Here is a 25842-nt window from a genome sequence, read left to right as displayed (position 1 = left end):
CATTTCTCATTTTGATAATCGTCATTCTGTTTCTGTTGTTTCATCCTCCATCGTTGACTGTGCTGTGCTCGGGAACAACTCAGCAAGAACACGTTCACTTGCCGTGCCGTCATCCAAGCTACAGAACCGTTCGAGGAAGCGATCATATTTTTCTTGGTAAGCGACAGACTTCGTATCAATCTGTTCGATATAATCGATGACTTGGTCCGTTTCCTTCAAGAGTGGTCCCGGAACGACTGCTTCGAAATCGAAGTAGAAGCCACGTAACGTCGATGCATATTTTTCCAAGTCGTACGTAAAGAAGATCATCGGACGTTGTAAGTGCGCATAATCGAAGAAGACAGACGAATAGTCGGTGATTAGCACGTCACTGATTAAATATAACTCTGCGATATCACCATATGACGACACGTCATAGGCAAATCCTTCATGTCCACTGATGTCCATGTTTTGTGCAATCAAGTAATGCATCCGGAGTAAGACGACGTAATCGTCACCGAGTCGGGCTTGCATCTCGTTCAAGTCGAGTTGGAGATCGAAGCGGTATTTTCCACGCGCAATGAATTCGTCATCCCGCCATGTCGGTGCGTACAAGACGACTTTCTTGTCGGCTGGAATATCCAGACGCGCTTTGATTTCGCTGATTAAACCAGCTTGATCGTCCGCATACAAGAGATCGTTTCGTGGATAACCCGTCTCAAGCATCGTGTTTTGGAAACCGAACGCACTCTTAAAGATTTCGCTCGAATAAGCATTCGGAGAAATCAAGTAGTTCCATTCCTGTGCTTGATTGTAGAAGTTCCGTTTGTAGCGTGTCGCATTCGTTCCCGCCATATGAACTTCTTCCATGTCGAGACCTAATCGTTTTAAAGGAGTACCGTGCCATGTCTGGAGATAGATTGTTTCTTCGCGTTTTTTCAAGCTCAGTGGCTGACGCGTGTTGAAGACCCAGTACTTGGCGCGTGCCATTGCTTGGTAGTACGCGAAGCTGTTTTTGAGCACCCAATTTGGACAAGCTTCCTTGACGTCATCTGAAGGTTCTTTCGAGAAAATCCAGACGAGTTCAAGTTCTGGGCGTTGTTCTTTTAATTTCAGGTAAAGCGCCTTTGGATTATCAGAATAGCTCCGACCGAGGAAACTCTCAAATAAGACGAGGTTCTCTTTGACCGGCATCTTTTGGAACAGGCGATAGAGCATCAGACCGTTCTTGATCTTTTTACGTCGTGCCGTCCGTAGCGTTCGTTTTGTCTTCACGGCAGTGATGTATGAACGGAACATGAAGTAGGAACCCGTCGACCATGCTTGTAGATACTTACTTCGTGTCTTCGTCCGTCTTAAATCGTAAGCGACATGACGGAATATATCTGCCTGCTGACTTTTTGACGTGCTTCGTTCAAGCAACGCACGACCACGTTTTGAGATGAATCGTTTGTACCATGTATTCAAGAACTTTTGAACAGTGTTATCCATCGTATGCGCAGATAACATACCATAGATCCGTGAGATATCAGTCAATGTCGTGATATCGCGTGCTTGATAGAGTGATTGTCCCTCGAGTGGTGTACTGCGTGAGTTTCGACCGTAGACGACATAACTGACCGATGTCAGGTTCGTCAGTTTCGAGATGATCGTATGCGCGATGATCGTATCAGCAAACCATCGTGTCTCAAGAACCGGCAAATCGCTCAGCAAGTCCTTTTTGATCATCCAGCCGTGAATCGTCGTCAAATGACGCGAATTGAATTTCGTACGAGTGTAGAAGAAATAACGATCATCATCGATCGGCATAAGCCATTTTTTCTTGTTGTAGACAGGTGAGACTTTACCGATGATGACTTCGCCGCGTGATTTCTCATAGGCTTTGATATACGTATAGAGCGCACGTGGTGCGAGGATATCATCACTGTCGAGGAATGTGACGTAGTCACCTGTCGCGACTTCAAGACCGCGACGGCGTGCAGCATATGTTCCTTGATGTGCCTGTTCCAAGATCGTACAAGTCGGATAGAGGGAGCGAAGCTCATCGATGTATGTGCTTGGTCCATCAAAGACGACGATGATTTCTACCGGAATAGACACCTTCTGATCAAGAACGGATTGAATGGCTGCCTTCGTTTGTGATTCGGTTTGATAGACAGGAATGATGACACTAATTGAGTTCATGTTGATTCTCCTTTTTTGTTGAAAGAATCCGCTCAAGACGGATTCACGAAAATAGTTCCTGTTGAATAGGATATCACAAAACGAAAAAAAGGTACGATTCTCTTAAAATTCACTTCGTTGTCGATAATGTGTCGGGGTCTCACCGGTCGTCTGCTTGAAGGCTTGACTGAAGTGACTTTGACTCGAGAAGTGTAACTTGTTCGAGATCGTCAGCAAGGAATCGTCCGAAGAACGCAAGAGGCGCTTCGCTTCCCGGATCCGTTCCCGGATAACGTAGCGGGCGAGCGGTAGACCGGTCTCATCTTTGAATAGGACGGACAGATAGTTAGACGAGACATGGATGGCTTGACTGATCGACGAGACGGACAAAGGTTCATAGAGGTGTTGCTGAATATAACGAATGGCTGCCAACACATGTGGCGAATGACGTAATGCTTGGAGTTCCTTGACGGCTTCGGCAAACGAAACGGTAATCCGTACATGCCGATTCCGGAGCTCAGCGATACTCGTCGCCGCTTCAATCGTCTCAATCATCCGGTCGCTGAGTGAGAATGCCTCATCCGGTTCCAGTCCGCCGCGAATCGCAGCACGCGCGCTTAAGAGGACAGTCCCGAGCAACAGATTCTTTTCTGCACGTAACGGCTGATGACGGGCGAGTGTTCCGAACTCGCCATATGCCGGCAGGGAATAGGTCGTAGCGAGGCGCTCACTTTGACCGGTTGCGATCCAATCAATGATTTGTTGTTCCCGTTGCCAGGCTTTTCGATACGCCGTGACGCCCGTATGGGAAGGGGCGTCTGCGACGAGAGGGATTTCAGCTTCCTGAATATCAGACTGTTGTTCGATCTCGCGCTTCGGTAAAGCTTCCTCGTGTAACAAGCGATACATCAGGTGAGCACAGTCAATCAGTCGATTCTCCGTCGTACGTGGTAAGGCTTTATAGAACTGATGGTAGGCTTCATCTTGGATGTGTGCCCGAAAAAGAGCCGATTGTAGTAAAACCGGACCGATTCGGTACATTCCTTGTTCCGGAACATCTAAAAAGAGGTAAGCTGTACCATCTTTCAGGGTATAGAGTAGAGGAGTCTTTTTTAGTACTGGCCATTCGTTCTCAATCAGTAAGGTTCCCGGATGAGATGGAGCTTCTGGACGTAACGACAGCGGAGTACCGTGATGATCTCGGTACGTGACGAAAAAACCAGTCATCCCGTAGAGGTGCTCTGCGATTTGCGTCAAGTCAGACGTCGACAAGCGATTCATGACACGACTCCTTTCGAAATATAGTGGATTGCTTCTAGTGTATGTCCTCTTTCGCGGATAGTCGAGAACGAAACAATGAAAAACGAAGCCTTTCAAAAAAGACTTCGCTGAAAAATCATTCGGATGAAGACGAAGGAACCTTTAAATCCGAATCATGTCGTTCCTCGTCAAGTGATGCGACAGCTGCTTCCTCATACAAGACGGATTCTTCCGAATGTATGACCTCTTCAACGGAGTCGTGAACCAATGTTTTCGTATCGTCGAGTTGGAAATCAAGCGTCAGTTGATGGAGATTACCAGCAATCTTTGCAAGATGCGTAGCGGCAGACGTCACGGATTCGAGTGTTGCGTTCGTTTCTTGGATGCTCGCACTACTCGTCTCAAGACCTGCGGCATTCTCTTCCGTCAAAGCGAGAATCGTCCCCATGGCGTCTGAGACTTCTTCCGTCGCTTGCGTCAACGCATGGATGTCACCGGTCAGTTCTTCTGTCCGGCGTGAGACATGTTGGACGGAACCCGCGATTTGCTCGAAATCGTCACCGGTCGTCTTGACGGAATCAAGCGATCGTTTCAAATCATCCATGACATGGTGCATCGCACCCATCGCGGTCTGTGTCTCGTCTTGGATATGATCGAGGAGTTGTTTGATTTGCTTCGCAGAAGCGTCACTCTCTTCCGCAAGCTTTCGGACTTCACTCGCAACGACAGCGAATCCGCGCCCTTGTTCGCCAACGCGTGCTGCTTCAATGGCGGCATTCAAGGCGAGCAAGTTCGTCTGACTCGAGATTGCTTGTAGTGTGCCAAGGACTTTGGCAATCTCATCCGATCGTTTACCGAGGAAGTCGGACGTATTTTGGATTTCCTGTTCGAGTGAGACGGAATGATCAAGTAAATCGGCGATCGTCTGTTTCGTTACATCACTTCCGCGAACGGCTGCGGAAGCGACGGTCGAGACTTCCGATAATGTCGTTGACGCGACGTGTTGCATGGCCGTCGACCGTTCCTTGACGCCATGAACGGCATGGGACGAGCGCTCTGCTTGTTTCGTCTGTGTTTCACCAGCCGCCGCGATCTCTTCCATCGTTCGTCCGATTTGCAGAGAAGCTGTTTGGACGTGCGTTGCATTCGTGGAGAGTTCGGCAGACGCATCCCGGACGGTCGTCGCTGAAGTCGTCAAAGCGAGAATCGTTTGACGTAGTCGAGCCCGCATCGCGTCAAAGTTCTCGGTGAGATCCGTCAACTCGTCTTGGATGAAACGTGTCGGACGCTTTGGCGCCCTTAAATCACCAGAGGCGATGGCAAGTGCTTCTTGACGGAGTGTTGATAAAGGACGATTGATTGATCGACCAATCAACCAAGCAATCAACGTGGCTAAGGCGATCGCGACGACAAAGTTGATCAACGATTGACTGAGCATTTCTTCTTTCGGTGCATACAAGGAAGCATAGTCAAGAACGACAGCTAACTTAAAGCCTGTTTTTGACGAGGTCTGCCAGATGACGACGGATTTTGTACCGGCGACGTCCATGATGGTCGAACCCGACTCTTGTTCCATCATTGCTTTAGGAGCAGAGAAGTAAGGTTTTCCGTCTTCTTTCATCTGCGTTACGTTTTTGAAGAAATAATTTTTATTCGGATGGGTGACAATCTTCCCGTTTTGGGTATAGCTGAAGACGAATCCTTTTTGTCCGATTTCAATCCGCTTCATGTCTTCTGCTAGGCGATCGATACTTTTATAGATGGATAAGACACCTTTGATATTCGCCTGTGCATCTAGTGTTGCTTTTGAGAAGCCGATGATGGATAGTTTCGTTGCCGCATCATAATGCGGTTCACTCATGATGACGGTGCTAGAGTTATCAAGTGCTTGTTTGTACCAGTCTTCCTTGCGTGGATCGTATCCAGGTGCTGCCGCTTGTTTTGGCCAGTTGAGATAACCACCAGCGGTATCCGCATACTGAATGAAGGAGTTTTCGATTTTCGACGAACCATACTTTTCTAGGACGCTATAGATATCGCTCGCTTTTTGCGTCGGAGGAGTAGCCGGATCGGGTTGTTTCGTTTGATCCGTGTAGTTCGGTAAAGCGCCGTCCGCTCGGTTGAACGGAAGACCTGCGAGTAAGGTCGTATCCTTCTTCGTATCATCAATGATTCGTGTAAAGGATTGTTCGAGTTGCTTCAAAGCGGTTTGTGACGTCGAGTCTACAAGCTGATCGACGGTTTGGCTCGTCTGATCATAAGAAAACCAGGTCGAGGCACCGAGAGTGAGAGCGGGCAATAAAATAAGGCCGATGAACAGACGACGCGTGATCGGGAGGCGCATATGTATTCTCCTAACTAAATAGTCTTTAAATTCTGTCTAATTGGAATATCGGAATAGTATGACCAAATATGAAGGAATTATGTAGAGATTTTCATCATTTGAGAAATGAATCGGAGCAGGGTTCATGATAAAATGAAAAGGGTGTCACAGAGTGGCTAGGGAGGAACAGAAATGAATATTGCTTTTTTCTTATTACCTAAAGATGAGGTGAAATATTTAGATCCTGAGTCAACGGTCAGACAAGCACTAGAAAAGATGAAACATCATCGTTTTACGTCAGTCCCACTCGTTGATAATAAAGGGAAATACGCAGGAACGCTGACAGAAGGCGATGTCTTGTGGGCGCTCGAAGCAAATCTCGAGCATGCCGATTATGACCATGTCTTGCAGACACGTTTAACTGATATCAAACAACGCGTCCGTTATAAACCGGTCTCGATCACAGCGCAAATGGAAGAGATGATTGAAGTCATCACGGATCAAAATTTCGTACCCGTCATCGATGACGGAAGACATTTCATCGGGATTATCCGACGACGTGACATCATCGATTATTTTGCTAAAAAAGTAGCGCGTGAGAACGTCAGTTATTAAAAAAGAATAAAACCAGTAAAAAAAGCACTTATTTTCGCAGAAATGTGGGAAGACGTGCTTTTTATTGACCCAAAACGACTTCAGGAAACGGTATGAGACGACGATATAGAAACATAATGACAATTTAGGGAGGACGATGTGTTGCGACGTTTATCACCAGTCTTCATCGTAGAAGCTTTTCGAAGACGCTCCTACTATAAAACGTTCTCATGGATGATTGCGATCATCGGGTTATTAGCATTGATCGTCGCATGTCAACATTTGATGAAAACACTCGAAGAAGGTTATCGCTTCAAAGCATCAGGAAAAACGATTGCTGAAGTGACACCATTTAATCATGCTGAACAAGAAGTGACACGCTATTATTTTTCATCATTGAATGAGGACACGGATGTTCTACAAGCGTCCAGACAGTCCGATCGTGCATTGGAACAACTAACGGATCGTCTACCGAACATGAAAGCGACTGGGGCGGCACGGGAAGAAGTCTTGGCGGAAGTCAAGAAGCTTCAACGACAAGGGTATGAATCGAACCATCGCTTCTTCACGACGATGACGAATTTCAAGAGTGAAATCATCTTCAATCAACTCGTACTGAGCAAAGAGACAGGGTCTTATTATAATGTCTTCTCCAATTTGATTCTGATGGAGGAACAACTTGGGAAATCAGCTGAAATCTTAAAAGATGCCCGTCAAAAGGAAGAACCGAGCTCGATTGATCGATTACGGATTCAGCAGATGCGGATTGATTTACCGATACGCCAGGCATCACTCATCAAATCACTGTATGATGTGATTCCTCTTCAGGACGATATGGGACGTCAAGATGTCGCAACAATGCGGGAACAGATGGCTGCCTATACACAAACGCTCGATGATCTATTGCGTGCTCCAGAAGTCGAGACGTACGCTGCTTTGGCAGGACAAGCGGAAGAATATGAATCGAGTATGTATCGTCTGTACGATCAAGAACTCAACCAAGTCGCACAAGAAATGCAGGATCGAGGCCATCATATCATTCGCAATGCCTGGCTTCTCTTTGGTGTAACCAGTGTCTTAATTCTTGGACTGTTGATTTTGACCTTATCGTTATTACGCGCCTTTCGCCAAGATCTATCCTTACTGAAAGGAGAAGCGAATACCTTTGCAGAAGACCGCCGGCAATCCGGTTATGACGTACCGGAGCGAAATGATTTTCAACCTGTCGTCCAAGCGTTTCGGACGATGACGGCCATCATCGCCGGGTTGCTCGATCATAATGATGCGAAAACAAAAGAAATCAAGCAGAAAAAAGCGGAAATCGAGTCGCTCTTTTCACAAAATACAGATCCGATTCTTGCGATGTCATCTGACTATACGATTGTGAACGGAAACGAACGCTTTCGACAATTGACGAAAGCGACGGCGGGATGGACGATCGAAGAACTGATCCATCCGGCTGATTTGAATCGGATGCGGCGAGCGTTGAAGCAATCATTGGAAGGCCATAGTCAAACGATTCGTTGCAAGATGCTGTTCGATGAAAAAATCTTAAACATGTTCGTCAACATCGTCCATGTCGCAAACAAAGAAGACGATACAGGCGTTGCACTTTACTTATCCTGTCATGATGAAACGGATCAGTTCCGGCGCGAAGAACGGATCACACAACTCGCACTCTTTGACATGTTGACGGGACTGTTGAACCGAAATGGCTTTGAACAAAAGATGACAGATGCGTTGAAAGCACCTCAGCCGGGAGAACTCGTCACCATCAGCGTTCGACAATTCCGGCGGATCAACGATATTTACGGACATGGTGCAGGCGATCAGATTTTGAAAGATCTCGCCAATCGACTCAAACATCATTTCATCGGAACGGGACAAGCCGCACGAATCGGGGGAGACGAATTCGCCGTGTTGGTTGCACAACAGGATATCGTTGATTACGAGAAATTGAAGCAAGTCATCGAACACGTCTATGAGATCGATGGAGAGTATGTCAATGTCAGCATCAGTATGAGTATGGTGCGGTACCCCGATGATGCAGTAGCCGTCACGTCCTTGTTATCTTCGGTTGATATCGCGATGCAGCATGCGAAGCAACAGACAGAAGGCGGACCGGTCTGGTTCGAATCCTGGATGAGTGCCGAGTATCTCGAATCCGTCGTCCTCGAAGGAGAACTGCGGGACGCGATCGAAAAGAACGAGCTACAATTGTTCTATCAACCACAAATCAATCTCGCGACCGGTCAGGTCGATGGTTGTGAAGCGCTCCTGCGCTGGTTCCACCCTGAACGGGGGATGATCAGTCCGGCGATCTTCATTCCGATTGCCGAACGATCCATGTTGATTGAAGAGATCGGGATGTGGGTCGTTGCCGAAACGGTCCGACAAGTCGAAGAGTGGAAGGATACGGAACTCGGAGTACTACGCGTCTCAGCGAACTTATCCGTCAAAGAACTCGTCTCCGGTCGGATCGTCGATTATCTGACTGATGTCCGAGAAGTTCATCCGGGAATCGAACAACGGATGGAACTGGAAATTACGGAATCATTCGGTGTCTTTTCAGACACACGCGTGTTTGATGCGTTACAGAAGTTGCATCAGATGGGGTATCGTCTTGCGATTGATGACTTTGGTACGGGGTATTCTTCCTTGTCGTACTTGAGTCGCTTGCCAATTCAGCGACTGAAAATTGACCGTTCGTTCATCAGTGGTCCGGATGCATGCTCGAACGCACCGCTCATCGAGACGATCATCAAGCTCGCACATACGCTGAAGTATGACGTCGTCGCTGAAGGGATCGAAGAACTTGAACAAGCTGATCATTTGCGAGTGCTTGACTGTGAGTATGCGCAAGGATTCTATTATTCAAGACCGATTCCAGCCGACGAGTTTCGAGTCTGGTACGTGAAGTACCATCAAAAGCTTCTATCTGAATGAAATTAGTCTATTATGATTCATGATTTTAATATGTATGTGTCTTAAAATGAAAAAAGGTGAGTTTCCGGACTGGAAACTCACCTTTTTTCATTCGATAAATAGAGAACGTGAATGTTCATCTTCGACTCCTACAGGAAAAGAAAGCACGATTTTCGTTTTCTTCAGGGCTAGATAAGACCCGGCAGACCACATGAAATGCGAGGTGCCGGGTCTTATCACCCGCCTGTGGAAAGCGGGGATGACAGAAACGTTCATTGTAAGCGTGAACTTTAGATTGATGAAAATAATTATTAAACGCGATCGAGTACGAGGTCGTCTGCTTGTTCGAGATACGCTTTGACCGGTGCGACCGCTGCTTCGACCGTACCTGGTGCAAACGGAGACTTCAATCCAGCGCGCTCGACGAGCGTGAGGAAGCTTTCTGATCCACCGGCACGACAGAGATCGAGATATGATGTCCAAGCTGCTTCCCGGTCCTGTTCCATCCAAGCATAGAACTGGAAGGCACAGACTTGAGCGAGCGTGTAATCGATGTAGTAGAAGGGACTTCCGAAGACGTGCCCTTGCTGATGCCACCAGGCACCTGAATCGAGATAATCATTCGCTTCATAATCACGATGCGGCAAATATTTCTTCTCGATCGTCCGCCATGCTTCGCGACGCTCAGCTGGTGTCAATTCCGGTTGATTGTAGATGACGTGCTGGAACTCATCAATCGCAACGCCGTATGGAAGGAACGTGACGCTTCCTGCGAGGTGATTGAATTTGTATTTCGCCGTCTCTTCACCGAAAAATTCTTCCATCCACGGATAAGCGAAGAACTCCATCGACATCGAATGTATCTCGCACGCTTCATACGTCGGGAAGGCACTTTCTGGAGCAGTCAGGTGACGGCTCTCATAGACTTGGAACGCATGTCCGACTTCGTGTGTCAGAACATCGATGTCGCCCGCCGTTCCATTGAAGTTTGAGAAGATGAACGGGAGTTTTTCGTCTGCGATGTAGGTACAATACCCACCGCCCGCTTTTCCAGGCTTCGCCGTTAAATCGAGTGCTTCCCGGTCGAGCATGTAGTTGAAGAACTCGTTCGTCTCCGGTGACATCTCCGCATACATCTTTTTGCCGCCTTCGATGATGAATGACTCTTCGCCTTTAGGTGTCGCGTTCCCAGACTTGAAGGCGAATCCTTCATCGTAGTAGTACAAGTGATCGACACCGATGCGTCGTTGCTGGCGTTCTTTAAGTTGTGTCGCGAGCGGGACGATCGTTTCAAGGATCTGTTCGCGATATTGTTCAACCATCGATTGATTGTAATCGACGCGAAGCATCCGTGCGTATCCGAGTTCGACGAACGATGGGAAACCGAGTGTCTTTGCGATGTCTGTCCGGATACGGACGAGTTTATCGTAAATTGTATCGATCGTTTCCCCTTGCTCTTTTAAGTAGCCATAGCGGGCTTCTGAAGCTGCTTTACGAACAGCCCGGTCTGGTGATTGGAGGTAAGGACCGAACTGCGATAAGTTAAGCGTCTTCCCGTCAAACTCGATTTGAGCAGAAGACATCAGTTTCGTATATTCGCTTGAGAGACGGTTCTCTTCTTGAAGCTTTGGAATGATCTCTTCCGAAAACGTCTTTAGGCTCGCTTCCGCGATTAGGAATAACTGTTTGCCTTGCGTCCGTTCGAGTTCATTGCGAAGCGGATGCGTCGTCAACGCTTGATAATAGCTTGAGACATATCCCTGATAGATCGCGCTTGCTTCATCAAAGAACCCTTGTTCCGTCTCATAGAACGTATCACGTGTATCAATCGTATGACGAATTTCGACGAGCTGGCTTGCCGTTTCAAATTGATTTCTGAGGGTATTAATCTCAGTGATGGCTGCGTTTGCTTCATCTACCTGTGTGGCTTCCGTTAGTCGAGCGATTGCTTGATTCATCGATGTTTCAAGCAAAGCAAGATCAGGACGGACGTATGTAATTTCTGAAAATGGCAACATGTAAGCGCCTCCTTTTGATTTCTAACTATTATCACACAAAAATACTTGCAAAACCAGAGGGACAAACGTATGCTTTTTGTGAGAACGTGAGCGAGCTGTCTAACAGCTTACTCCTATAAAAAATCGAAACTTCCATTCGGAAGAAAAACGATCGAGAAAGTAGAGGGATAGTATCATGGGATTCTTAAAAAAATTGTTTGGTGGTAACGACGCAGGAAACACGAAAATCGCTTCTGCACTTACAGGTAAAATCGTCAACATCGAGAACGTACCCGATCAAGTTTTCTCTCAAAAAATGATGGGCGACGGTGTCGCGATCGAGCCAACAGAAGGTAAAGTTGTTTCACCGATCAACGCAACGGTTGAAACGATTTTCCCAACAAAACACGCAATCGGTCTAAAAGGTGAAGATGGTCTTGAACTCTTGATCCACGTTGGTCTTGATACAGTTAACCTCAAAGGCGAAGGCTTCACGGCTCACGTCCAGTCAGGTGACAAAGTCAAAGCAGGAGACGTCCTCGTCGAGTTCGATCTCGAGTACATCCGTGCAAACGCACCATCGACGATCACACCGATCATCGTGACAAATCACGATCAATTCACGCTTTCAGCTGTACCAGCTGAAGGAACTTCTGTTGTCGCAGGTGACACAGAGCTCTTCAAAGCAACACATAAATAAGATACGACACGCCTCCATCCCTTACGGATGGGGGCTTTTTTGATGTCTCCTCCCTTGTCTTACCGTTTTGTAAGAGAAGTGAAAGTAAAGTCCATTTTGAGAAAAGCATGGAAGGACTAGACTGAGTGTAACGAATCAAACACAGGAGGCATTACAGATGAAAGCAATCTTACGAGCAGAACAGATCACAAAAACCTATCACACGAAAACGGCACGCCACGAAGCACTACGTCCGACGACGCTCAGTGTCCATGAAGGGGAATTCGTCAGTATCATGGGACCGTCCGGTGCCGGGAAATCGACGTTGCTTAATCTGCTGTCGACAATCGATCAGCCGACGGACGGATCGATTTTAATCAATGGAGCAGACGTGACGGCGATGAAGGAAAAACAATTGGCACGTTTCCGCCGGGAACAACTCGGCTTCATCTTCCAGGATTTCAATCTCCTCGATACAATGACGGTCCGGGAAAACATTGCCTTACCGCTCTCACTCGCGAACGTCGATAAAAAGATGATCTTAGAGCGTGTCGATCGTGTGGCACATCAACTCGGTATCCAGGACCTACTCGATAAACGTCCGGTCGAACTATCGGGAGGACAAAAACAACGGACGGCTGCCGCCCGTGCGATCATTCATGATCCGTCACTCATCTTAGCGGATGAACCGACCGGTGCGCTTGATTCAAAGTCAGCGACAGGATTGCTTGAAGCGATGCAGTCACTAAACGACGAAGGCGCGACGATTTTAATGGTGACACACGACCCGATGACGGCGTCTTATGCAGAACGAATTCTGTTCGTCAAGGATGGAGAGCTGTTCAAGGAAGTCCATCGCTTCGGTTCACAGAAGGATTTTTTCGAGCAGATTATGGAAGTCCAACGCGAACTCGGAGGTGCCGTCCGTGAGTTTGTCTAAACTGGCGTTTCAAAATCTAAAAAACATCCGTCAAAACGTGATGTACCTCGGTGCGGTCACGTTCGCGATTCTCATTTACTACACGTTCCTCGCGATTCGATCAAACGAAGCGATGCTTCAGGCGAATGAATTGTACGGAAAATTAGGAACGGTCTTTACTGGAGCGAGTGTTATTCTAGCGCTTTTCTCTGCTATCTTCATCTGGTATTCAAGTGACTTCTTCTTACGCCGCCGTAAGCAGGAAATCGGTCTCTACGCGTTGCTCGGTTTAGAGCGGGGACAGATCGCCCGACTGATCTTCCTTGAGACGATGGGGTATGGAGTGATTGGTCTAATCCTCGGGATTGCGATCGGAACAGTCGCATCGAAATATTTCGTACAGTTGCTGGCTTCCGTCATGGCGATGCAAGTCGATGCGACCTTTACGATCAGCGGAGCTTCCGTCGTGCAGACGATCGGCGTCTTCCTTTTGATCTTCCTGATCATTGCCTTACGTTCAGCCCGGACGATCTATCGTTTTACATTGATTGAATTGTTCAAGGCAGAGCAACAAGCGGAATCCCTTCCGAAAGTCCATCCGATCCTAGCCGTGCTTTCGGTCGTTTTGATTGGTATCGGTTACTATTTGACGGGACAACCGTTGATGGATCACTTTACGATTGTCGCACCGCTCTTGATGCTGTGTGTGATCCTCGGGACATTTGGAACGATGAGTTACTTCACGATCTTCTTATTACGCCTCTTAAGTAATCAAGCGCGACATTTCAAAGGAACGAATTTGATTCTGCACGGACAATTGCTGTCACGAATCAAATCGAACGCTGTCATGCTGTCGACGATCACGGTCATTACTGCCGTGACATTGACGACAGTCGGTACAGCGACATCGATCTATTACTTCATCGATCAGACTGTCGAGGAGCAAGTCCCGTACAGTCTGTCGATTGCGAGTAAACAAGCGGAAGCGGAACAGCTGATTGCAAAGTCCGACCAGAAGATCGACAGCCGGACGATGGTCAACGTCAAGAACGTCGATCACAAGATGACTGAGCTTCCGAACCCGCTGACGTTCACACGCTATTATCAAACCTATGCTTACGAAGATCAGCCAGGGCAATTTAGTTACGTCAATTACTCGGATTACGTGAAGCTTGCGAAAGCAAACGGTCAAACGGTCATTAAAGAACCAAAACGAGGCGAAGCAATCGTCCTTGAAACATTTAAAGGAAACGATTTGTTGAAGATGAAAGTCAAATCGCCGGTCGGTGTCAAAATCAAGGATGTCCATGAGTCCTTTCGCATCACCGCTGCGACGAATTTACCGATCGCTCAACTTTATGAGAAACAGCGGCTTGCCCTCGTCGTAAACGACGATGCGTTTGCAAAGATGCCGGAAAAAGGTTTTACGCTGACGAATTATCAATTTTCGGATGAACGTCATGACGATGGGCTGATAAAGCAATTAACGCAACTGTATGGAAAACAAGCGGATACAGAGATGGCAGCGTACTATCCGGTCTATACGATGACGACGGCAACGACCGGTTTGCTTGCGTTTGCTGCCGGCTTCCTCGGTCTCGTCTTCTTGCTTGCGACAGGTTCAATCATCTACTTTAAGATGCTCGCGGAAGCAGAAGAATCGAAACAACGGTTTGCGATCATTCAAAAGATTGGTGTCGATGAAAAGGAACAAACGGGTATCATCCGTCGCCTCGTCGGATTCGTCTTCTCTTTACCGTATGTCCTCGGACTCGTTCATAGTCTAGTTGCGATGCAAGTCCTGCAGAAACTGTTGAACTACAATATCGTCCGTCCGACATTACTTGCGATTGTTTGCTATACGATCGTCTATCTGATCTACTATATCGTCACGGTTCGGGCTTATCGCCGCATCGTGACGGGATGAACTAAATACGGATACACAGAACTGGAAACAGAATAATCGTTTCCAGTCCTTTTTGAGTTCGTTATGATAGAAACAGAAGGAGTTGACGTGAACGATGCATACGATTTTATTAGTCGAAGATGATGTGAAGATCGCGACATTATTAAAGGAACTACTCGAACGTTATGATTTTAAGGTCGTCGTCGAGGATGGCCGAGGGGATGTCATCGCGACCTACGAGGAAACGAATCCGGATGTCATTTTATTAGACGTTAATTTACCGAAGTTCGACGGTTTCTATTGGTGTCGGCAATTACGGATGAAGACACGGGCACCGATTCTCTTTATCTCGGCACGTGTCGGCGAGATGGATCAAGTCATGGCACTCGAATATGGTGCTGATGACTATATCGTCAAACCGTTCCAAGGAGCGGTCGTCATCGCAAAGATTAAAAGTCAGATTCGCCGGGCGTATGGCACGTTGTCGAACGAGGCGGATGAGCGGACGGTGACGAAAGAGGGTGTCACACTGTACTTAGACCGTTATATCGTCGAGTACGGGGAACAGTCGATCGAGCTGTCGAAAAAAGAAGGGCTGATCCTTGAGATGTTGCTGACGGCAAGTCCACGAATCGTTAGTCGGGGTGACTTACTTGAACGGATTTGGGATGACGAAGCATTTGTCGATGAGAATACATTGAACGTAAATATCACCCGTGTCCGTAAACGACTTGCAGAAATCGGAGTTGCTGGTCTAGAGACGGTTCGAGGTGTCGGCTATAAACTGGTTCTTGAGCCATGAAGCTTTTTTTACGGCACGTGATACCGGGTACCATCTTCTTTACCGGACAGATGCTCATTTTATACGCTATTTTATGGCTCTACGACCTCTATCGTCCGGCAGCATTTTTTTACATCGTCCTCTTGAACAGCATCGGTCTCTTGATTTATCTCAGCTATCGTTTCTTCAGCATGCTTCCGCTGTTACGACGGATGCAACAACCGGTCCAGTCAGTCGCAGAACCGATTCGTAGCGATAGCGAAGAACCGATTTCCGTTGCCGTCGAACAATTTTTAGAGCGGCAACAGACATTGTTTCGCAATAGCCTGTTTGCTGAGCGACGAAAAGAAAAAGAACGACATCGGTATGTCGATCAATGGATTCATCAGATGAAGACACCATTATCTGTCATCGAACTGATTCTCGAACATCCAGGGGAACACTATCAAGCGGATTTACGTCAAGAGGTTGATCGGTTACGCAGTGGACTTGATCAGATGCTCTATTCGTCACGCTTAGAAGCAATCGAGACAGACTTGAAGGCGGAACGACTGGTATTGAAGCCGCTCGTGACGAGCATCATCAATCAAGAAAAACGATTGTTCGTCAAAAACCAGGTCTACCCGAAACTCGACATCGCCGAGGACGTGTATGTCTATACGGATGCAAAGTGGTTTCGTTTCCTCGTCTTACAGCTCGTGACGAACGCGATCAAGTATACAACGGGGCATGGTCGAGAAGTCGTTCTGACGGCAGAGGTGACAAAGGGGCAGGTCGTCTTGTCGATTCAAGACGATGGTGTCGGAATTCCGAAACGAGATGTTCCGCGTGTCTTTAATGCGTTCTTCACGGGTGAGAATGGGCGCCGCTACGGGGAATCGACCGGGATGGGCTTGTATTTCGTCCAACAAGTTTGCTTGAAGCTCGGGCACGAGATCGAACTCGAGAGTGAAGAAGGTGTCGGCACGACATGCCGGATTCGATTAGTAGGAGGTCGCGCACATGATTGAAGTCAAACAATTGGGGAAGGTCTATCCCGGAAAGGTGACGGAGCAACCGTTGACCGATTTGAACTTTCGGGTGGAGGAAGGTGAGATGGTTGCCGTCATGGGACCGTCCGGTAGCGGCAAATCAACACTGATCAACTTGCTTGCGACACTTGACGAACCGAGCTGGGGATCGATTCTGATTGATGGCGTCGATACAGCGACGTTCAAGCGAAAAGAGATGACACGTTTCCGGCGCGAGACGCTCGGGATCATCTTTCAGGAATTCAATCTACTCGACTCGTTGACACTCGGTGAAAACATGCTCGTTCCGTTGATGCTGTCGGGGAAAAAGGCGAAGCTCGCGCGGGAAGAGATGGAAGAGTTGGCACGTCGTCTACAGATTGACGATCTGCTCGATAAACAGGTCGATGAGGTGAGTGGCGGACAACGACAACGAACGGCAATCGGCCGTGCCTTGATCCATACCCCGCGTCTGATACTCGCGGACGAACCAACCGGAGCACTCGATTTCCAATCGACGAAACATGTCATGGACGTCCTAGCCGAGTTGAATGCGACCGGGATGACGATGGTCATCGTGACGCATGATCCGCAAGTCGCATCGTACTGTAATCATGTCTTGTTTCTCAAAGACGGCAGCATTCAGACGGAATTATTCCGTGATGAGCCACGACGTATCTTTTTCCAACGGGTCATCGAATCATTATCGCTATTAGGAGGGGATGAGCATCAATTATCTGCAATACGCCCTACGTAACATCCGCCGCTATCAGCGGTTGTACTACGGTTACGCCTTGACAATTATTATCGCGATGACAATCGTGACGAGTTATTGGAACTTGTTGACGAATAGATCGTTCCAAAATGTTGCCAAGGTATTGAGTCAATTGAACCAGGTCATCGAGCTGACGATTTTCTTCGTCTTCACCGCGGAGCTGATCATCTTACTCTTTAGTGTCCTGTTCATTTATTCGACGACGTACACGATGCTTGAGCACCGTAAGAATGATTTGCGGACGATGCGAACACTCGGCAGTGGACTGTCGCATTTCTTAAAATATTTTTTGATTGAGGTCTTGATCGTCGGTGGATTTGCGATTACGGCAGGACTAGTGCTTGGAAACGTCTTGACGAAGATGTTATTACTCTCTGTCGTTAAGGTCATGTTCTTGCCACCGATTGAATTCGAGTTATCATTTTATGCAATCCTCGCCTTGATTGGTGGTGCCCTCATCGTCTTACTGACGGCAACCGTTCTCGCGATCTATCGCTTTCGTCCCGACCGACCGGTTCGATTACGGTCTCCGTTTCGACGACGGATCTGGATTCTGATACAAGTCATTGCTTTGTTGACTCTGATCTACGGGTATACGCTCGCATTCATTCGGATGTACGAATTTTACATCGTATTTCCCCTCGTCATATTCATCGGATCGTTCTTCATTTGCCGGTATGTCTTACCGTGGTTGACCCAATTATACCGTCCTCGTCGTCTGTCGCTTCGGAAGCTGATCGTCTCGGAAATCGCCAATCAACTCCGGACGAATAGTACGTTGATTGCTCTCGGGACGATTTTGACGTCTTGTGCGCTGACAGCAGTCGGTCTTGTTTTCTTATTTCAATTGGTCGGACTCGATTTATCGTCACAAAACCAATTCGGTCTTGTCTATTATGAAGAGTCCGCTCAACCGACGAAACGATTGAAGGATATCAAGCAGACGATGACCAAGGCGTTCCCGGATCGCTACCAGCAAGATATTCAAGTGAAGGCAGATGGAACACGGGTGCTCTTGCCGATTTCAGCGTACAACAAGATGATGCGTCAACTGCATTTTCAGGAGCGGACAGCGACCGGTCGACAGAGTTTCTTCGTACCGGCACGTCCAGTACAACTGGAAGAGAACACGCCGACGATGAAAAAAGCGAAACAGGCGATGGAAAAAGCCGACTTTGAATTGCTTCCCGCTGCTTCCCATGATTTAGTCTTCGGTTACAACTACCGGATCGAGACGATGTTCGTCGTCAGTGATGCCGTCTTTCAAACACTGAAGCAACCTGTCCGTCAAATCGTCGTCTTTGATACGCCAGCCTATCATGATTACGGAACAAAGGACTGGGAACAGTGGATGAAGATTGTCCGCAACATCCAGTCTGCAGCAAAGCTAGATGAAAAACAGTCGGTTCCTTATCAGTTGATCAATGAGACGGAGGATGAGATCGACGGCATCCGGATCGTGCGCCTCGTCACGTTCGTCGTCATCCTCCTGACAATCTGGTTGTTCGTCATCAATGCAAGTTTCCTGCATGTGTGGATGCAGATGACAGCGGAACAAGAACAAAAACGAATGAAGACATTGTTTGCGTTAGGGTTCGGTTCCGGGAATATCCGCCGTTACTTGCTCATGAAGTATGGTGCGGTCTTACTCATTCCGTACCTGATCTCGGTTTTTCATGCTTTCTTATTGTTCCAAGTCGTCGTGACCCGAGCCGGACTACAGGTCGGATCATTCCTCAACTTAGCCGCATTTTGGATCAGTATCGTCACGATCGGATACTTTTTAAGTGTCCTACCGATTTGGTTACGCTATCCACGCCATCTGTTCCGGAATTCATCCAAAAGTTCGATGTATCCGACACCGGATTCAAGGGTATGATGATACCATAGGAACAAGGGAGGGAATCGTATGCTAGACCATTCACCATATCGGGGTTACGGTGACCGGATCCGTATCTTACGAGAGCGTGCCGGGATTACGATCGAACAATTGGCTGACCGCCTCGGTGTCGCACCGTATTTCATCCGTCGGACGGAACTCAGCGAAGTCTATCCAACTAAACCCTACATCGAAGCATTAGCGGACGTCTTGAACATCGATGCCAGTTATTTGGCACGGCATATCTGGACGGGAGAGTCGTTAAAGTTCATCATGCAACAGAACACACCGCTCGAAGAGATGAAGCTTGCTTATGAACAGACGCTCGGACAAGACGGAACGTGGGTCGAGGAACAGCTCGAGGAGCGAATGCGTCTGTTTGATTTAATGTATGATGAGGATGTCAAACGGATCGAGCAGACGATGAGTGCCACTGAGCAACGGATCTTTCATGAGCTCGTCGAAGCCGTCATGGAAGCAGGAGAGTTGCAACGCGATCAAGCTGAAGAGACGTATGAGTTATTTGAGGATAAATTACCATCGATGATGCAACTGGATGAATACCTCGATCGTATGACGGACGGGATTTCTTTGTCCAGTTCGACTTATTATGCGGATTATAGCGACCGGAAAAGCCGCTCTCGTTATCACCGAAAATGAAAAAAAGTCGCTATCTTCTGATTGACGTTCAGAAGACAGCGACTTTTTTATTGACGTTGTGGCATCGGACGTGGACGACGCGTCTTTTGACGTGTCCGGCCGATGATGAAACCGATGATCGCATTCGCAATGACGAGTACCCAACCGACATAGCCGAAATTGAGAGTTAAGCTACCGAGCATCGCTTGCCACTTGAAAATCATCATCACATCACCACGCAAGACGAATCGCGCGAGACAGACAAGTAAGACAGTCAATCCGGCGATGAAGACACCAACCCAGCTACCGTATAAACGGGAAGACTGGCGGCGCACCGCGACGAAGGACCAGCAAAAGAGGCTAGAGACGAACGCCATGCCTCCGTAGGCAATGACGAGTTCCCATGTCGCACTCGCTTGCGGGAATTTCGTGAACATGACAAGTGACGAGACCATGGCAGCAGCTGTGAAAAGGATCGCTGCCCAAAAACGAGACCGCATAACATAGTTCCTCCTAAAGGCTTTTTCTCACCTAACGATAGCGGAAACGATTCGTCTTGTAAACTGTTACCGGCGTCCGCTTAAGATCCGGCGTAATTGTTTAAGCGGATTCGATCCGTAGAACAGAACACCACCACGGTAGAATTTCGTTCCGACAAATAAGGCGAGCGAAATGCTGATCAGCATTAAAATGAGGGAAATCGAAACTTGCCATAGCGGTACATCGGTCAACATGACACGCAAGAACATGACCATCGGTGTAAAGAACGGAACGAATGACAAGACGACGACGGCTTGATTCGTTGGTGCGTTCAGACTGAACATTGAAATCATGAAGGCAGCAACGATTAACAAGATGACCGGTAACGTCACTTGCTGCGCATCCTCGACCCGACTGACGAGCGAACCGAGTGCTGCAAGTAACGTGGCATATAGGAAGTATCCAAGCAAGAAGAAGACGAACAGATAAATGATTGTTCGGGCACTTAAGGAATCGAGTGATAACTGATCAAATAAACTGCTACTTTGAGCACTGTAGTAGCCGACACCGACGAGAATCGACAATTGTACGAGACTGACGGTAGCGATTGAAAGAATCTTCGCGAGCATGTGCTGGATCGGACTCGCCGCAGAGATCAGCAACTCCATGACCCGTGATGATTTTTCATTCGCGATTTCCGTGACGATCATTCCACCGTAGATCGCGATCGTGAAGTACATCAAAAACAGCAATACATAGACGAGCGCGGATGCGGCAAAGAGTTCGTCTTCACTTTTTCCACCTGTCGACGTCAACTCTTGTTTGACGGGAACGGGTTTAGCGAGTGACGCAAGAACGTTCGGGTCAATCTTCGCATCCGTGATGACCGCTTGATCACGGACTTGTTTGACGACCGTCGCGACTTGTGTCTGTAACTCGGATTCAGGACTAGCACTAACGAGCGTCACGTCATAAGAATCTTGGACAATCGCTACGACGTCAAACGTGCCTCGATCGACCGCTTTACGTGCTTCTGCGACCGTATACTCCTTCGGTGTGATGTCTGAGGTGACACCAGCCTTTTTCAAGGCAGGGCGAAGGTCTGTCGATAATTCACTGACGAGGGCGACTTTCGGATCGTCACCCGAGAACCAGTCGAGAATCCGTTCGATATTGCCAAAGCCTACGAGAAACAGGACCATCAGAACAGTTGAGATTAAAAAGCTTTTGGCACGTAGTTTCTGTAATAAATTGAAGCGATATAAAGTCAGGAATTTACGGTTCATAACGTTTTCCGACCTCCTCGATGAAGATATCCTGCAAGGATAATTGATCCCAGACGAAACGATCAACATGATGTCCTTCACTGACAATATGTTGGAGAAGTTGGTCAGCGGTTTCTTTTGAAGAAACTTGGACGACATGCCCATTATTGTCCGACTCAACTTGAAGGACACCCGGTAAGCTATCCCATAAGAGTGGTGGGGCATCCGTCGTCAAAAGGACACGGGTCTTCCCATAGCTCGCCTTGATATCAGGAAGATAACCAGCGACGACGGGCTTACCATGATCGAGAATCGCAACATGCTCGCAGAGTTCTTCAACATGATCCATTCGGTGACTTGAGAAGACGATCGTCGTTCCATCGACGGTCAATTTTTTAACGGCACGTTTTAATTGTTCCGCATTGACCGGATCGAGTCCGCTAAATGGTTCATCTAAAATCAGCAGTTCAGGTTTATGTAGGACGGCGGAGATCAACTGGATTTTTTGTTGGTTTCCTTTTGAGAGTTGTTCGACACGCATTTTTTCATATTGAGGAATTTGGAAATACTCGAGCCATTCGGTCAGTGCTCGTTTTGCATCCTTCCGTTTCATATCGCGGAGTTCAGCAAGAAATAAGAGTTGTTCGTCGACTCGGACTTTCGGATACAATCCGCGTTCTTCCGGAAGATATCCAATCTTTGAAGTCGGAATGCGCTCTCCATTCCATGTGATCGAACCTTCGGTCGGTTGGAGTAGACCGAGTAGCATCCGGAACGTCGTTGTCTTACCGGCACCGTTCGCACCAAGCAAACCAAAGATTTGTCCGCGTGGCACTTCGATCGTCAACGCATCAACGGCAGTGAAATCGCCGAAACGCTTCGTGATGTGTTTGATTTCTAACATAAGAACCTCCTCATAAAGATGTCTGTTGCACGACAAGTGTACCATTGTTACATAGTGTCCTACGGTCAAAATTGGGTAAAGGTTCCAGGGAAAATGGAAACAAGTCTAATTAGTTTACTTTTTGTTCATTAGTTACTATTATTGTGTTAACAGTGACGATTGAAGGAGGGACCTATTCTATGAAAACGCAAGGTATCCATCACATCTCAGCAATGGTCGGCGATCCTCAAGAAAATCTTGATTTTTACGGGACGATTCTCGGACTACGGTTCGTCAAAAAAACGGTCAACTTCGATGATCCAGGGACGTACCATTTTTACTTTGGAAACGAGTCTGGTGCACCCGGAACGATCATCACGTTCTTCCCATTTAAAGGCATGGCGAGAGGACAGGTCGGTGCCGGACAGGTCGGAACGACAGCTTACGCGATTCCGGTCGGTGCATCGGATTTCTGGAAAGCACGGCTGACGCAAAAGAACGTCTCGTTTGAAGAAACAGTTCGTTTCGGAGAGCAACAGATCGCGTTCGAAGATCCACATGGTCTTCAAATCGAGCTCGTCGAACGCAAGGCGGGACGAGACAGTCGCTATGAAATCGACGGTATCACGCGTGACGTCGCCATCAAAGGATTTGCGGGAGCGACATTACTGTCGCGAGATCCATCAGACACAGCCAAATTACTGACCGATACATTGGGGCTCACCCTCAGTAAACGGACGGAGACCGTTGACCGGTACATTGCGGAAGGGGAGTTTGGAAATGTCATTGATGTCGTCCATGGTCAGATGCCGGTTGGTCGTCCGGGTACGGGAACCGTTCACCACATCGCCTGGCGCGCAACCGATCAAGAGGAACAACTCGACTGGATGAAGGCGATCAACGCGTTCGGTTTGCTGACGACTGAAGTAAAAGATCGCAATTACTTTACGTCGATCTATTTCCATGACCGTGGACGCATCCTCCATGAAATCGCAACTGACAATCCAGGGTTCGCGATCGATGAAGACTTCGAGATGCTTGGAGAAGACTTGAAGTTGCCGGAACAATTTGAAGCGCACCGCACCGCGATCACGAATCACGTAACACCTATTACAGTACCGAAGGGGAGACTCATATGATTCATTTATATCAAGCGCCAAAAACAATGGATGCACCGATCTTTTTACTCTTACACGGCACAGGCGGAACGGAACAAGACCTCATTGGACTCGTTTCGCTGCTTGATCCGGAAGCCGGTTACTTGTCCGTCCGTGGAGAAGTCTCGGAAAGCGGGATGCCACGTTTCTTCAAACGGCTCGCAGAAGGCGTCTTCGATGAAGAAGATCTCGCTTTACGGACAGCACGATTGATTCAATTTTTACAGGAACAAGCAGCGGAACGTGACTTCGCACTCGATCGCCTGATTCCGGTCGGTTATTCGAACGGAGCCAACATCGCAGCGAACATGTTGTTTGAAGAAGCGCTATTTAAACAAGCCATCTTACTGCATCCGATGGTACCACGTCGCGGTGTGACGTTACCGGACTTATCAAACGTTCGTGTGTTCATCGGCGCCGGTAGTAATGATCCAATCTGTCCCGCTCAGGAAACGGAAGAGTTGTCAGCACTCTTGAAGGAGGCTGGTGCATCAGTCGATGTCACATGGTCGAACTACGGACACCAACTTGTCATGCCGACGATCGAAGCAGCAACCGATTGGTTAAAACACTAAAAAAGGACTGTCCCATCTGCTTCTCTTCTAGAAGGTAATGGGACAGTCCTCTTTTCGCTTCAAGCGGGATGATCACTTTTTGGACGGGAGTAGACGATGAGCACGCCACGCTCGACAAGCTGAAGGGCAAGGATCTGTTTCACTTCTTCCGATGCCTTCGTCTGAGCGAGCTGCCGGTAAAGTAGGCGAAGTTCACGACGCATCGTCTTACGGATCAGCCACATGCTATCGATCGTCGTGCACCAACTGGTCACGGTCTCATGTCCGATATAATACTGGGTCTGACGTTCAAGATAATGAATCCACCACTCGTCACGCGCCATTTTTAGTACGATACCTGTGAGCCCAAGTACAAGGATCGCGAGGGGAATGCTTTCATATAAGGGAAGACGACCAAGAACGGTACCAACATTCGTGACGAGGGCAAGCATCACCCATCCTATGCATCCGATGACAAGCCAATATCCAAAGTTGAGAGTACTTCGATGTCGTAACGTCACTTTCGGCGTAAGCAATGAAGTGGCCATCAGAAACACCTCCTTGTTAAATAATCGAATTTTCTGACAATTTATAGTTGTCCTTCTACTATAGTTACTTTTTCCCGAATCGTCTAGTCATTAGACATGGAAAATGTGTTTCTTTCTTGACGAAATTCGTGTACGCTAAATGTAGAAGTGAGCGGTTACATAAAGGGGGATATGAAGAAATGATGGATCAGGTTATCTGGATCGCTGTCGGAATCGTTGCTGTTGCTGTTTTCTCAGCATCAAGCGTTGCAGCTTATATGGGTGTTAAAAACCAAGAAGACTAAGAATCGAAAAACGGCGCATCCCGATTGTCGGGATGCGCCGTTTTTTTAATGCGCCATCGCTTATTTGTTTGCTGTTATGTTTGCTTGCAACGCATAAGGTTTTAAGGCATCACTCCAGCGCAGGTAACCCCCACCGACAAGGTGTAATCCATCATACGTCAAGCGATTCTGAAGATAACCTTGTTTGTTCGTCAAGACAGGTCTCAAGTCGACGAATGGGATTTTAAGCGATTGAGCGAGATTTTGTAAGTTCCGGTTCAACGCTTCGACATCACGATTGATTCGGACAGAGTCCGAATATTTTGGAGCCACAGGAACGGTTGACTGGAGGACGACGTCGATGTTATTTTTTCGAAGTGTCGTCACGATCGTCGTCATGTTCTCGGTAATTTGTGGAATCGGCGTATAGTGACGGATGTCATTGATGCCACCCATCAAGAAGACGCGTTTTGGTTTCATCTCGAGAATCAAGTCGAGGCGAGTCAAAAAGCCTTCTGTCGTATCGCCAGGAATCCCGAAATTAATGATTGTCGGATCCTCCATCAAGATGCGCCAATCGGCAAAATTCGTCATCGAGTCACCTAACATGACAGCGTTCGCTGATTTTGGGTATTGATAAGTATGGAATAGACTATTCAAACGGACATAGTTCGGGTTCTTATCGTATTGGAATGTCGTGACTGGAGTCGTACTCGTTGCAGGTAAGACGCTTCCGAAGGTTTCGAGCGGTTTACGTCCCAGTAACAATGCAAGGAGAACGACGTTCAAGACGATGGATAGAATCAGGAGTGTCTTTTTCATAAACATTCGTTCCTTTCGAGGGAGTATAAGGGGTAGTGTAA

The 25842-nt window shown here is 47.7% G+C and carries 21 protein-coding genes; 12 read left to right on the top strand and 9 right to left on the bottom strand.

The window, feature by feature from the left end:
• Positions 1–21 precede the first annotated feature (21 nt).
• The 3 genes from ASG02_RS15500 to ASG02_RS10280 all read right to left on the bottom strand — a co-directional run bounded on the left by ASG02_RS15500 (position 22) and on the right by ASG02_RS10280 (position 5746).
• Positions 22–2163: a bifunctional glycosyltransferase family 2 protein/CDP-glycerol:glycerophosphate glycerophosphotransferase gene (locus tag ASG02_RS15500; protein ID WP_082478692.1), complete on the bottom strand. Its 2142-nt coding sequence runs from the start codon at positions 2161–2163 to the stop codon at positions 22–24.
• A 102-nt stretch (positions 2164–2265) separates the two neighbouring features.
• The gene (locus ASG02_RS10285; protein ID WP_056063142.1) at positions 2266–3423 is read right to left on the bottom strand and encodes a helix-turn-helix domain-containing protein; all 1158 of its coding nucleotides are present in this window, start codon (positions 3421–3423) and stop codon (positions 2266–2268) included.
• 115 nt (positions 3424–3538) lie between these two features.
• Entirely contained in the window at positions 3539–5746 is a 2208-nt protein-coding gene (locus ASG02_RS10280) for a methyl-accepting chemotaxis protein (protein WP_056063139.1), read from the bottom strand.
• Positions 5747–5917: 171 nt separating this feature from the next.
• Here ASG02_RS10280 and ASG02_RS10275 point away from each other — a divergent pair, with 171 nt between their 5' ends.
• Positions 5918–6340: a CBS domain-containing protein gene (locus ASG02_RS10275; protein ID WP_035410212.1), complete on the top strand. Its 423-nt coding sequence runs from the start codon at positions 5918–5920 to the stop codon at positions 6338–6340.
• A 138-nt stretch (positions 6341–6478) separates the two neighbouring features.
• Complete coding sequence (locus ASG02_RS10270) at positions 6479–9265, top strand: bifunctional diguanylate cyclase/phosphodiesterase (RefSeq protein WP_056063135.1); 2787 nt, start codon at positions 6479–6481, stop codon at positions 9263–9265.
• A gap of 290 nt (positions 9266–9555) precedes the next feature.
• On the opposite strand, the gene ASG02_RS10265 is transcribed toward ASG02_RS10270, so the two are convergent.
• Positions 9556–11259, bottom strand: coding sequence for a M3 family oligoendopeptidase (locus ASG02_RS10265; protein WP_035410863.1), 1704 nt, complete (start codon positions 11257–11259; stop codon positions 9556–9558).
• A 178-nt stretch (positions 11260–11437) separates the two neighbouring features.
• Here ASG02_RS10265 and ASG02_RS10260 point away from each other — a divergent pair, with 178 nt between their 5' ends.
• The 8 genes from ASG02_RS10260 (at position 11438) to ASG02_RS10225 (ending at position 19850) form a co-directional block, all read left to right on the top strand.
• Complete coding sequence (locus ASG02_RS10260) at positions 11438–11941, top strand: PTS glucose transporter subunit IIA (RefSeq protein WP_035410206.1); 504 nt, start codon at positions 11438–11440, stop codon at positions 11939–11941.
• 157 nt (positions 11942–12098) lie between these two features.
• On the top strand, positions 12099–12860 hold the full coding sequence (locus ASG02_RS10255; protein ID WP_035410204.1) for an ABC transporter ATP-binding protein: 762 nt from the start codon (positions 12099–12101) through the stop codon (positions 12858–12860).
• Positions 12847–14766: an ABC transporter permease gene (locus tag ASG02_RS10250; protein WP_056063131.1), complete on the top strand. Its 1920-nt coding sequence runs from the start codon at positions 12847–12849 to the stop codon at positions 14764–14766. The genes ASG02_RS10255 and ASG02_RS10250 overlap by 14 nt, the downstream gene beginning before the upstream one ends.
• Positions 14767–14860: 94 nt before the next feature.
• Positions 14861–15547 carry a response regulator transcription factor gene (locus tag ASG02_RS10245; RefSeq protein ID WP_035410198.1) on the top strand — a complete coding sequence of 229 codons (687 nt, stop codon included), beginning with the start codon at positions 14861–14863 and terminating at the stop codon, positions 15545–15547.
• Positions 15544–16536 carry a HAMP domain-containing sensor histidine kinase gene (locus ASG02_RS10240; protein ID WP_035410195.1) on the top strand — a complete coding sequence of 331 codons (993 nt, stop codon included), beginning with the start codon at positions 15544–15546 and terminating at the stop codon, positions 16534–16536. Before ASG02_RS10245 ends, ASG02_RS10240 begins: the two co-directional genes overlap by 4 nt.
• Positions 16529–17293 (top strand): ABC transporter ATP-binding protein, encoded by a 765-nt coding sequence (locus tag ASG02_RS10235; RefSeq protein ID WP_035410192.1) that lies wholly within the window; start codon positions 16529–16531, stop codon positions 17291–17293. The genes ASG02_RS10240 and ASG02_RS10235 overlap by 8 nt, the downstream gene beginning before the upstream one ends.
• Positions 17259–19190, top strand: a complete 1932-nt coding sequence (locus ASG02_RS10230) for an FtsX-like permease family protein (RefSeq protein WP_056063129.1) — start codon at positions 17259–17261, stop codon at positions 19188–19190. The genes ASG02_RS10235 and ASG02_RS10230 overlap by 35 nt, the downstream gene beginning before the upstream one ends.
• 30 nt (positions 19191–19220) lie before the next feature.
• Positions 19221–19850 carry a helix-turn-helix domain-containing protein gene (locus ASG02_RS10225; protein ID WP_056063125.1) on the top strand — a complete coding sequence of 210 codons (630 nt, stop codon included), beginning with the start codon at positions 19221–19223 and terminating at the stop codon, positions 19848–19850.
• A 47-nt stretch (positions 19851–19897) separates the two neighbouring features.
• On the opposite strand, the gene ASG02_RS10220 is transcribed toward ASG02_RS10225, so the two are convergent.
• The 3 genes from ASG02_RS10220 to ASG02_RS10210 form a co-directional block, all read right to left on the bottom strand.
• Positions 19898–20329 carry a hypothetical protein gene (locus ASG02_RS10220; RefSeq protein WP_035410184.1) on the bottom strand — a complete coding sequence of 144 codons (432 nt, stop codon included), beginning with the start codon at positions 20327–20329 and terminating at the stop codon, positions 19898–19900.
• A 66-nt stretch (positions 20330–20395) separates the two neighbouring features.
• Positions 20396–21595: an ABC transporter permease gene (locus ASG02_RS10215; protein ID WP_056063122.1), complete on the bottom strand. Its 1200-nt coding sequence runs from the start codon at positions 21593–21595 to the stop codon at positions 20396–20398.
• Complete coding sequence (locus tag ASG02_RS10210) at positions 21585–22478, bottom strand: ABC transporter ATP-binding protein (protein ID WP_035410178.1); 894 nt, start codon at positions 22476–22478, stop codon at positions 21585–21587. Before ASG02_RS10210 ends, ASG02_RS10215 begins: the two co-directional genes overlap by 11 nt.
• A gap of 179 nt (positions 22479–22657) precedes the next feature.
• Between ASG02_RS10210 and ASG02_RS10205 the strand changes: the two genes are divergently transcribed.
• Positions 22658–23596, top strand: a complete 939-nt coding sequence (locus ASG02_RS10205; protein ID WP_056063119.1) for a VOC family protein — start codon at positions 22658–22660, stop codon at positions 23594–23596.
• Complete coding sequence (locus ASG02_RS10200) at positions 23593–24189, top strand: alpha/beta hydrolase (protein WP_056063115.1); 597 nt, start codon at positions 23593–23595, stop codon at positions 24187–24189. The genes ASG02_RS10205 and ASG02_RS10200 overlap by 4 nt, the downstream gene beginning before the upstream one ends.
• 59 nt (positions 24190–24248) lie before the next feature.
• Here ASG02_RS10200 and ASG02_RS10195 read toward each other — a convergent pair whose 3' ends face one another.
• The gene (locus ASG02_RS10195; RefSeq protein WP_035410169.1) at positions 24249–24716 is read right to left on the bottom strand and encodes a hypothetical protein; all 468 of its coding nucleotides are present in this window, start codon (positions 24714–24716) and stop codon (positions 24249–24251) included.
• Between the two features lie 344 nt (positions 24717–25060).
• Complete coding sequence (locus ASG02_RS10190; protein WP_056063111.1) at positions 25061–25801, bottom strand: SGNH/GDSL hydrolase family protein; 741 nt, start codon at positions 25799–25801, stop codon at positions 25061–25063.
• Positions 25802–25842 lie beyond the last annotated feature (41 nt).

The organism is Exiguobacterium sp. Leaf196 (assembly GCF_001423965.1).
GTDB lineage: Bacteria > Bacillota > Bacilli > Exiguobacteriales > Exiguobacteriaceae > Exiguobacterium_A.
Note: the sequence above shows the minus strand (reverse complement) of the source record. Positions and strands in the feature narration are given on the sequence as shown.

What these genes read in the sequence shown, in the direction of transcription:
- ASG02_RS15500 (WP_082478692.1), bottom strand. Translation starts at nt 2,163, where the DNA reads ATGAACTCAATTAGTGTCATCATTCCTGTCTATCAAACCGAATCACAA.
- ASG02_RS10285 (WP_056063142.1), bottom strand. Translation starts at nt 3,423, where the DNA reads ATGAATCGCTTGTCGACGTCTGACTTGACGCAAATCGCAGAGCACCTC.
- ASG02_RS10280 (WP_056063139.1), bottom strand. Translation starts at nt 5,746, where the DNA reads ATGCGCCTCCCGATCACGCGTCGTCTGTTCATCGGCCTTATTTTATTG.
- ASG02_RS10275 (WP_035410212.1), top strand. Translation starts at nt 5,918, where the DNA reads ATGAATATTGCTTTTTTCTTATTACCTAAAGATGAGGTGAAATATTTA.
- ASG02_RS10260 (WP_035410206.1), top strand. Translation starts at nt 11,438, where the DNA reads ATGGGATTCTTAAAAAAATTGTTTGGTGGTAACGACGCAGGAAACACG.
- ASG02_RS10255 (WP_035410204.1), top strand. Translation starts at nt 12,099, where the DNA reads ATGAAAGCAATCTTACGAGCAGAACAGATCACAAAAACCTATCACACG.
- ASG02_RS10245 (WP_035410198.1), top strand. Translation starts at nt 14,861, where the DNA reads ATGCATACGATTTTATTAGTCGAAGATGATGTGAAGATCGCGACATTA.
- ASG02_RS10240 (WP_035410195.1), top strand. Translation starts at nt 15,544, where the DNA reads ATGAAGCTTTTTTTACGGCACGTGATACCGGGTACCATCTTCTTTACC.
- ASG02_RS10235 (WP_035410192.1), top strand. Translation starts at nt 16,529, where the DNA reads ATGATTGAAGTCAAACAATTGGGGAAGGTCTATCCCGGAAAGGTGACG.
- ASG02_RS10230 (WP_056063129.1), top strand. Translation starts at nt 17,259, where the DNA reads ATGAGCATCAATTATCTGCAATACGCCCTACGTAACATCCGCCGCTAT.
- ASG02_RS10225 (WP_056063125.1), top strand. Translation starts at nt 19,221, where the DNA reads ATGCTAGACCATTCACCATATCGGGGTTACGGTGACCGGATCCGTATC.
- ASG02_RS10220 (WP_035410184.1), bottom strand. Translation starts at nt 20,329, where the DNA reads ATGCGGTCTCGTTTTTGGGCAGCGATCCTTTTCACAGCTGCTGCCATG.
- ASG02_RS10215 (WP_056063122.1), bottom strand. Translation starts at nt 21,595, where the DNA reads ATGAACCGTAAATTCCTGACTTTATATCGCTTCAATTTATTACAGAAA.
- ASG02_RS10210 (WP_035410178.1), bottom strand. Translation starts at nt 22,478, where the DNA reads ATGTTAGAAATCAAACACATCACGAAGCGTTTCGGCGATTTCACTGCC.
- ASG02_RS10205 (WP_056063119.1), top strand. Translation starts at nt 22,658, where the DNA reads ATGAAAACGCAAGGTATCCATCACATCTCAGCAATGGTCGGCGATCCT.
- ASG02_RS10200 (WP_056063115.1), top strand. Translation starts at nt 23,593, where the DNA reads ATGATTCATTTATATCAAGCGCCAAAAACAATGGATGCACCGATCTTT.
- ASG02_RS10195 (WP_035410169.1), bottom strand. Translation starts at nt 24,716, where the DNA reads ATGGCCACTTCATTGCTTACGCCGAAAGTGACGTTACGACATCGAAGT.
- ASG02_RS10190 (WP_056063111.1), bottom strand. Translation starts at nt 25,801, where the DNA reads ATGAAAAAGACACTCCTGATTCTATCCATCGTCTTGAACGTCGTTCTC.